At 66.0% G+C, this 8,354-nt stretch carries 10 protein-coding genes; 7 read left to right on the plus strand and 3 right to left on the minus strand.

Annotation, left to right across the window (positions count from 1 at the left end; all coding sequences use genetic code 11):
- Positions 1–80: 80 nt before the first annotated feature.
- Complete coding sequence (locus C167_RS0113985) at positions 81–1,022, plus strand: AraC family transcriptional regulator (protein WP_017518899.1); 942 nt, start codon at positions 81–83, stop codon at positions 1,020–1,022.
- A 106-nt stretch (positions 1,023–1,128) separates the two neighbouring features.
- Here the strand turns inward: C167_RS0113985 and C167_RS0113990 are convergent, their stop codons facing one another.
- Positions 1,129–1,515: a VOC family protein gene (locus C167_RS0113990; protein WP_017518900.1), complete on the minus strand. Its 387-nt coding sequence runs from the start codon at positions 1,513–1,515 to the stop codon at positions 1,129–1,131.
- 188 nt (positions 1,516–1,703) lie between these two features.
- On the opposite strand from C167_RS0113990, the gene C167_RS0113995 reads away from it, so the two are divergent.
- Complete coding sequence (locus tag C167_RS0113995) at positions 1,704–3,212, plus strand: YdgA family protein (RefSeq protein ID WP_017518901.1); 1,509 nt, start codon at positions 1,704–1,706, stop codon at positions 3,210–3,212.
- Positions 3,213–3,440: 228 nt separating this feature from the next.
- Here the strand turns inward: C167_RS0113995 and trpA are convergent, their stop codons facing one another.
- Positions 3,441–4,247 carry a tryptophan synthase subunit alpha gene (gene trpA, locus C167_RS0114000; protein WP_017518902.1) on the minus strand — a complete coding sequence of 269 codons (807 nt, stop codon included), beginning with the start codon at positions 4,245–4,247 and terminating at the stop codon, positions 3,441–3,443.
- The gene (gene trpB / locus C167_RS0114005) at positions 4,244–5,452 is read right to left on the minus strand and encodes a tryptophan synthase subunit beta (protein WP_017518903.1); all 1,209 of its coding nucleotides are present in this window, start codon (positions 5,450–5,452) and stop codon (positions 4,244–4,246) included. The genes trpA and trpB overlap by 4 nt, the downstream gene beginning before the upstream one ends.
- Before the next feature lie 313 nt (positions 5,453–5,765).
- Here trpB and C167_RS0114015 point away from each other — a divergent pair, with 313 nt between their 5' ends.
- The 5 genes from C167_RS0114015 to C167_RS0114035 all read left to right on the plus strand — a co-directional run bounded on the left by C167_RS0114015 (position 5,766) and on the right by C167_RS0114035 (position 8,299).
- A complete protein-coding gene (locus C167_RS0114015) occupies positions 5,766–6,662 on the plus strand; it encodes a LysR family transcriptional regulator (protein ID WP_017518904.1) in 897 nt (298 codons plus the stop codon).
- A 99-nt stretch (positions 6,663–6,761) separates the two neighbouring features.
- Positions 6,762–6,977: a dodecin gene (locus C167_RS0114020; RefSeq protein WP_017518905.1), complete on the plus strand. Its 216-nt coding sequence runs from the start codon at positions 6,762–6,764 to the stop codon at positions 6,975–6,977.
- 133 nt (positions 6,978–7,110) lie between these two features.
- Entirely contained in the window at positions 7,111–7,332 is a 222-nt protein-coding gene (locus C167_RS0114025; protein ID WP_017518906.1) for a DUF1161 domain-containing protein, read from the plus strand.
- A 216-nt stretch (positions 7,333–7,548) separates the two neighbouring features.
- A complete protein-coding gene (locus C167_RS0114030; RefSeq protein WP_017518907.1) occupies positions 7,549–7,971 on the plus strand; it encodes an OsmC family protein in 423 nt (140 codons plus the stop codon).
- A gap of 91 nt (positions 7,972–8,062) precedes the next feature.
- Positions 8,063–8,299, plus strand: a complete 237-nt coding sequence (locus C167_RS0114035) for a DUF1161 domain-containing protein (RefSeq protein ID WP_026079034.1) — start codon at positions 8,063–8,065, stop codon at positions 8,297–8,299.
- The last annotated feature ends 55 nt before the right edge of the window (positions 8,300–8,354 follow it).

Consider the following 8,354-nt stretch of genomic DNA (forward strand, 5'->3'; position numbering starts at 1 on the left):
CTCCAGCGGCTGCCTTACTGTCACACGCGCGCATGTGCCGTGGGCGTAAGCTTCGTGCGCCGCCACTGGAGGTCCCGTGCATGTCCCAGTCCGTTCCCGCCTTTGATCCCATTGCTGCCGGCCGCCAGGAACTGGCCGACATCATCCAGCGCCATTGCCAGGGTGAAGGTGTCTTCGAAACCGCCATCGACTCGCTGCTGGTCGCGCGCAACGACAGCCCCAGCGAAGGCCGCATGCCGACGCTCTATCGTCCGGCCCTGTGCGTGATCGCCCAGGGCTGCAAGGAAGTGCGCCTGGGCAGCGAGGTCTATCGCTACGACGAGCTCAATCTTCTGGTGGTGTCGGTGACGCTGCCGGTGTCCGGCCAGGTGATCGAGGCCTCACCGGACAAACCCTACCTGTCCATCCGCCTGGACATCGACCCCGGCGAGCTGACCCGGCTGATCGCCGAGGCCGGCCTTGCCGGCAGCGCGCCGCGCCCGGCCAGCCGCGGCATCTACCTGCAGCGCGTGGATTGCACCGTGCTCGATGCCCTGCTGCGCCTGATGCGCCTGCTGGACACCCCGCGCGACATCGAGATGCTGGCGCCGCTGTTCGTCCGCGAAATCCTCTACCGCCTGTTGCGCGGACCGCAGGGGCATCTGCTGCACGATCTGGCGATGACCGACAGCCAGACCCATCGCGTCACCCGAGCCATCGAGTGGCTCAACCGCAACTACGACAAGTCCCTGCGCATCGAGGACCTGGCCCGCGAGGTGAACCTCAGCGTGTCTACCCTGCACCACCGCTTCAAGGAAGTGACCGCGCTGAGCCCGCTGCAGTACCAGAAGCAACTGCGCCTGCAGGAAGCGCGGCGGCTGATGCTCTCCGAAGGGCTGGAAGTGGCGGTCGCCGGCCATCGCGTCGGCTACGAGAGCCCGTCGCAGTTCAGCCGCGAGTACAGCCGCCTGTTCGGCGCGCCGCCGCTGCGCGACCTGGCGAGCCTGCGCGGTGCGTTGGGCAGCGAGGCGGTGCCGGCCTGAATGGGCAGGAGCGAGCTTGCTCGCGAACGATTTTGCCGGCAGCTCCGATGCTGGGCGGGTTCGCGAGCAAGCTCGCTCCCACAGGGCGCTGGCTATTCGATGGGCATCAACGCTCGTAAAGCTCCAGCGGCAAATCGTCCGGGTCGGCGAAGAAGGTGAAGCGCTTGTCGGTCAGGTCATCCATGCGGATCGGCTCGCAGGCCACGCCGTGGCTTTGCAGATGAGCGACCGCCGCCTCCAGGTCGTCCACGGCGAACGCCAGGTGGCGCAGGCCCTGCGCCTCGGGGTAGGAAGGCCGCGCCGGCGCGCCGGGAAAGGAGAACAGCTCCAGTCGCGCATCGCCCAGTTCCAGGTCGAGCTTCCAGGAGTCGCGGGCGGTGCGGTAGGTCTCGGCAATCACCTTCAGGCCGAGGATATCCACGTAGAAGTGCTTGGAGCGCGGATAATCCGAACAGATCAGGGCGACGTGATGAAGGCTGTGCAGCACGGCCATGGCTAGGGCCTCTCGAACCGATGGAGCCCTCTATCCTGACAGCCGCGCCCCGACGGTCAATGCTGGCGCTGTGAAGTCGGTCGCCAACGGTACTGGAGTGATGGCAGTGCGCCTGCTAGCATCGCGCCGCCCACTCCCATAAACGGTCGACAGGACGTCCCCGTACGGCCTCATTGAAAGGACTCAGCATGAAGAAGACCGCCCTGGCCATCGCCATTCCCGTTGCCATCGTTGGCGCCGCCGTTGCCGGCGCCTGGTACACCGGCAGCCGTGTCGAGCAGGAAGTGAACCGTGGCATCACCGAAGCCAACCAACTGTTCGAGCAGGAAGCCCCCGGCCTCGGCGCTCACCTGACGCTGGTGGACATCCAGCGTGGCGTGCTCTCCAGCACCGCGCGCTACAACCTGTCCTTCATCGGCAAGGAAGGTGAGGAACCGCAGGTCCTGGTCTTCACTGACCGCCTGGAACATGGTCCCTTCCCGGCCTCGCGCCTGGCAGCCGGCCAGCTGGCGCCGGTCATGGCGCAGAGCCATTTCGCCCTCGAGCAGAACGAACTCACCGCCCCGCTGTTCACCGCCGCCGGCGGCAAGGCCCCGCTGTCCGGCGAGCTGACCATCCACTACGACCAGAAGCAGGAAGGCCGCGTCGAAACCGCCGCCCTGGAGTTCGCCAAGGACAGCGACAAGCTGCGCCTGTCTCCGGCCAAGGTGACTTTCAGCGTTTCTGCCGACAAGAAGGACGTGAGCGCCGTGGGCAACCTCGCCGAGGTTGACCTGGACTTCACCGACGAGAACACCGGCCAGCCGGCTCGCGTGCAGCTGCGTGACCTGGGCATGCAGGGCGCCAAGAAGGAAAACGCCAATGGCTTCGCCCTGGGCCCCAGCTCCGCCACCATCAAGAGCCTGAACATCAAGTCGCCGGGCGCGCCGGAAGTCGAGTTGCGCGACGCCGTGGTCGAAGAGACCCTCAAGCAGGGCGGCAAGGGCCTCGACCAGAGCGTTTCCTACCGCGTCGGCAAGGTTGTGGTGCAGGGCCAGGAAATCGGCGGCGTGAAGCTGGACCTGAGCCTGCGCAACCTCGACGAAGGCGTGCTCAAGACCTTCAAGGAGTCCTACAACAAGATGGCGCTGGACAGCCTGGAAAGCACCGAGCTGACCCCGGCCCAGGAAGAAGAACTCAAACGCCTGGGCCTGGCCCTGCTGGAAGGCTCGCCGGTGCTGTCGCTGGACGAACTGTCCCTGCAGACCAGCCATGGTGTGGCCAAGGCTTCCCTGTCCGTCGACCTGCGCAAGCCCAACGCTGCCGCTGCGACTCCTGACGAGATGGCCCGCAGCATCCTGGCTGCGCTCAAGGCCGACCTGAAGGTGGACAAGGCGGTGATCGGCGACATCGTCGCCCTGCAGGGTTCGCTGGGTGGTGAGGCTGCCGGCAGTGTCGACCCGGTGGCGCTCAAGCAGCAGTCCGACGCCATGACCGACCTGTTCAGCGGCATGGCGCTGAACTCGCAGTGGGCGGTACTCGACGGCAACGCACTGTCCAGCTCGCTGGCCTACGCCAACGACCAGGTGAAGTTCAACGGCAAGGACATGAGCGTGCCGGAATTCATGGCCTTCGCCATGGGCTCCGCACAAGGCCTGGGCCTGGGTGGCCCGGCTGCCGGCGGCGAAGAAGCGCCGCAGGAAGAGAGCGTGGAATAAGCCTCGCCAGAAACGAAAAAGCCCGGCATTCGCCGGGCTTTTTTGTGGGGGCTCTTTCACGGGGACGTCCGGTACGAGAGCTTGCCCTCTCCCCGCCCTCTCCCTGAAGGGAGAGGGAGCCTGTCCGGCACTGGCGGCAAGCACTTCGATGACCGGTAATCCTGGAAGCTCGCATCGCACGCATATCCCCTCTCCCTTCAGGAAGAGGCCAAGAGCGGCACCGTAGTCTCAGCGGGCGTTACGCACGCCTTCGGCAAGCTGACGGCACAGGCCGAGCACGCTTTGCACCGCATCGGCGGAGCTGCTGGCTTCGGCGATCTTGTCGATCAGCGCCGAACCCACCACCACACCATCGGCCAGGCGGGCGATGCTCGCCGCGTGCTCCGGGGTGCGGATGCCGAAGCCGATGGAGACCGGCAGGTCGGTGTGGCGGCGCAGGCGCGCCACGGCTTCCTTGACATGGTCCAGGGTTGCCGCGCCGGCACCGGTCACGCCGGCCACCGAGACGTAGTAGACGAAGCCCGAGCTGCCCTCGAGCACGGTGGGCAGGCGCTGGTCGTCGGTGGTCGGGGTGGTCAGGCGGATGAAGTCGATGCCCGCGGCCTGGGCCGGGTGGCAGAGGTCTTCGTTGTGCTCGGGTGGCAGATCCACCACGATCAGGCCGTCGACGCCGGCCTCTTTCGCATCGGCGATGAACTTGTCCACACCGTAGTAGTGGATCGGGTTGAAGTAGCCCATCAGTACCAGCGGAGTGGTGGTGTTGCCGGCGCGGAATTCGCGGACCATCTTCAGCGTCTTGGCCAGGTTCTGGCCATTGCCCAGGGCGCGGATGTTGGCCAGCTGGATCGCCGGGCCGTCGGCCATCGGGTCGGTGAAGGGCATGCCCAGCTCGATCACGTCGGCGCCGGCTTCGGGCAGGCCCTTGAGGATATCCAGCGAGGTCGAGTAGCCCGGATCGCCAGCGGTGATGAAGGTCACCAGGGCGGCGCGGTTCTGTTCCTTGAGTTCGGCGAAGCGGGTCTGCAGGCGGCTCATGCTTGCGGCTCCTGTTGCATGTGGTGCATGACGGTCTGCATGTCCTTGTCGCCACGACCGGACAGGTTCACCACCATGATGTGGTCCTTGGGCAGGTTCGGCGCGCGCTTGAAGACTTCGGCCAGCGCGTGGGAGGACTCCAGCGCGGGGATGATGCCTTCCAGGCGGCAGCACTGGTGGAAGGCCTGCAGCGCTTCGTGGTCGGTAATCGAGGTGTACTCGACGCGACCGATGTCGTGCAGCCACGCGTGTTCCGGGCCGATGCCGGGGTAGTCCAGGCCGGCGGAGATGGAGTGCGCGTCGATGATCTGGCCGTCCTCGTCCTGCAGCAGGAAGGTACGGTTGCCGTGCAGCACGCCCGGCACACCGCCGTTCAGGCTGGCCGCGTGCTTGCCGGTCTCGATGCCATGACCGGCGGCTTCGACGCCGATGATCTTGACGCTGGCATCATCGAGGAACGGGTGGAACAGGCCCATGGCGTTGGAGCCGCCGCCGATGCAGGCGACCAGGGAATCGGGCAGGCGCCCTTCCTTCTCGGCCAGCTGCTCGCGGGTTTCCTTGCCGATGACGGCCTGGAAGTCGCGGACCATCGCCGGGTACGGGTGCGGGCCGGCCACGGTGCCGATCAGGTAGAAGGTGTTATGGACGTTGGTCACCCAGTCGCGCAGCGCTTCGTTCATCGCGTCCTTCAGGGTGCCGGTGCCGGCGGTGACCGGGATTACCTCGGCGCCCAGCAACTTCATGCGGAACACGTTGGCCTGCTGGCGATCGATGTCTGTGGTGCCCATGAAGATCACGCATTCCATGCCGAAGCGCGCGGCCACGGTGGCGGTGGCCACGCCGTGCATGCCGGCGCCGGTCTCGGCGATGATGCGTTTCTTGCCCATGCGCTTGGCCAGCAGGATCTGGCCGATGCAGTTGTTGATCTTGTGCGCGCCGGTGTGGTTCAGCTCTTCGCGCTTGAGGTAGATCTTCGCGCCGCCGCAGTGCTCGGTCAGGCGCTCGGCGAAGTACAGCGGGCTCGGACGGCCAACGTAGTCGCTCTGGAAGTAGGCAAGCTCCTTCTGGAACTGCGGATCTTCCTTGGCCTCCTCGTACTCGCGGGCCAGGTCATGGATCAGCGGCATCAGGGTCTCGGCGACGTACTGGCCGCCGAAGCTGCCGAACAGACCCTTGGCGTCTGGACCGGTGCGCAGTGTGGACATGGGATCACTCCTGGATCGCGTCTCTTTCCGAGACAGTGTGCCTGGGCTCCCCCTCTCCCCAGCCCTGGCTACGCGCCCCGCTCCGAAGGGAGAGGGAGCCGTATGTGCCGGCTGATACCGAGGTTTCAACCTGCGCCGAACAATCCCCTCTCCCGCTTGCGGGTGAGGGTCAGGGAGAGGGGGCTCTGGTCATGCAGGAGCGGGCCATGGCGGCGCGGCTCCTACGAATGGTGCTCAGGATACGGCTGTGTGATGACGGGGAAAAGCGATAAGATCGCCATAACCTGTCAGAAAAACTCACGGATTTATCGCCATGAGCCGAGACCTTCCGCCGCTCAACGCCCTGCGCGCCTTCGAGGCCGCCGCCCGTTTGCGCGGTGTAAGCGCAGCAGCGGATGAGCTGAGCGTCACCCACGGGGCGATCAGCCGGCAGGTCCGCCTGCTGGAAGAAGAGCTGGGCGTCGCCCTGTTCGTCAAGGAGGGTCGCGGCGTAAAACTCACCGATGCCGGCGTTCGCCTGGGCGAAGTGGCCAGCGAATCCTTCGAGCGTCTGCGCAGCGTCTGCACCGAACTGCGCCGCCAGGCCGGCGGCGATGCGCCCTTCGTTCTCGGTTGTCCCGGCAGTCTGCTTGCCCGCTGGTTCATCCCGCGCCTGGACCGCCTGAACCGGGACCTGCCGGACCTGCGCCTGCAGCTTTCCGCCAGCGACGGCGACCTTGACCCGCGCCGTGGCGGCCTCGACGCCACCCTGTGCTTCGCTGCCCCGCCCTGGCCGGCGGACATGCGCGTGCTGGAGCTGGCGGTGGAAAGTATCGGTCCGGTGCTCAGCCCGCGCTCTCCGCGCTTCGAGCAACTGCGCGATGCGCCGGCCGCAGTGCTGCTCGATGAAACGCTGCTGCACACCGTCTCGCGCCCACAGGCGTGGCCCGAATGGGCCGCGCGCCATGGCCTGGACCCGGCGCGGCTGAAGCTCGGCCAGGGCTTCGAGCACCTCTACTACCTGCTGGAAGCCGCCGTGGCCGGCCTTGGCGTGGCCATCGCGCCGCAACAGCTGGTGGCGGACGACCTCGCCGCCGGTCGCCTCGCTGCGCCCTGGGGCTTCGTCGAGACCACCGCCCGGCTGGCGTTGTGGGTTCCCGAGCGGCGTGCCGATCCACGGGCCGAACGCCTGGCGCGCTGGCTGCAGGTCGAGCTCAACGGTCCGGCCTAAAGTCTGAACCCGCGCGTTTGCCCTGGGTCCACCCCTCTACTACTGTCCATTGAGGCGCTGGCACTTTGCCGTGCTGCGTGACGACCCGGGAGAAACGCCATGTCCAATCACCATACCTACAAGAAGATCGAGCTGGTCGGCTCCTCGCGCACCAGCATCGAGGATGCGATCAACAACGCCCTGGCCGAGGCGGCCAAGAGCATCGACTTCCTGGAGTGGTTCGAGGTGGTGGATACCCGCGGGCACATCGAGAACGGCGCGGTGGGACACTACCAGGTGACCATCAAGGTCGGTTTCCGCATCGCCAACAGCTAGTCCGCGAACGGCTTCGCCTTTTTTGTCACGCACCGCTGCCATGCTGGCGCGGCGCGTGGATGTGCGCACCGGGGTGTCCCGGTTTTCCGGCCCGTTCGGGCCTTTTCCTGTGAACGACGAGGGAGCGTTACCGATGAAGAAGTTCCTGATCGCTGTGGGGGTCTTCGCCCTGGCTGGCAACGTCCTGGCCGCCGGCAAGCCGTGCGAAGAGCTGAAGTCGGAAATCGATGCGAAGCTCAAGGCCAAGGGTGTTGCTTCGTACAGCCTGGAAGTCGTCGACAAGGGCAGCGCGGGCGGCAAGCAAGTCGTCGGCACCTGCGAAGGCGGCACCAAGGAAATCGTTTACTCCAAGTAAGCGCCTGGATGTGAATCGAGGCCGGGGTCCGTGAGGGCCCCGGCCTTTTTCATGCTCCGGTTTTGCGTGGAGCGAGCTTGCTCGCGAACGGGATGGCACCGTGCGGTGCAGGTTCGCGAGCAGTCTCGCTCCTGCAAGGTACAGCGCAAAAAGCTGAACCCTGTACGCGTCGCCGGCCTCGAAAGTCCTGACTGCAACCCACGCGGAGGACGCGACATGAAGAAATCGGCATCGGCCCACTGGCAGGGTGGTCTGAAGGACGGCAAGGGCACGATCTCCACCGAAAGCGGCGCGCTCAAGGAGCAGCCCTACGGCTTCAACACCCGCTTCGAGGGCGCGCCGGGGACCAATCCGGAAGAACTGATCGGCGCGGCTCACGCCGGCTGCTTCTCCATGGCGCTGTCGATGATGCTCGGCGAAGCCGGCCTGACGGCTGAGCGTATCGACACGACGGCAGAGGTCAGTCTGGAAAAGCTCACCGACGGTTTCGCCATCACCACCGTGCACTTGTGGTTGAAGGCGAAGGTGCCGGGTACCGACGCGCAGACCTTCCAGGCCATCGCCGACAAGGCCAAGGCAGGCTGCCCCGTCTCGCGGGTGCTCAACGCGCGCATCACCCTCGACGCCAGCCTCGAATGAGCCAGAGGGGCACTCTGTTGCAGGGTGGAGGTCCACCGTTAGGATAGGGTGCCCCGCCGTGGGGCTATGACGAGGGACTGTGATGACGACGATGAAATGGGCCGCGGTGACCGGTGTGGCGCTGCTGCTGGGCAGCGGCGCAAGCTGGGCGGCAGTGAAACCCTGCGAGGAGCTCAAGGCCGAGATCGAGACCAAGATCCAGGCCGCCGGGGTGACCTCCTACACCCTGGAGATCGTGGACAAGTCCGAGGTGAAGGACCCGAACATGGTGGTCGGCACCTGCGACAACGGGCAGCGGCGGATCATCTACCAGAAGAACGACAGCTGAGTGTCCTCCGCGCCTAACTGGGCGATCGCGTAGGAGCAACTGTCTTTTACTCGAT

The organism is Pseudomonas nitroreducens TX1 (genome assembly GCF_000313755.1).
Classification (GTDB): domain Bacteria; phylum Pseudomonadota; class Gammaproteobacteria; order Pseudomonadales; family Pseudomonadaceae; genus Pseudomonas; species Pseudomonas nitroreducens_A.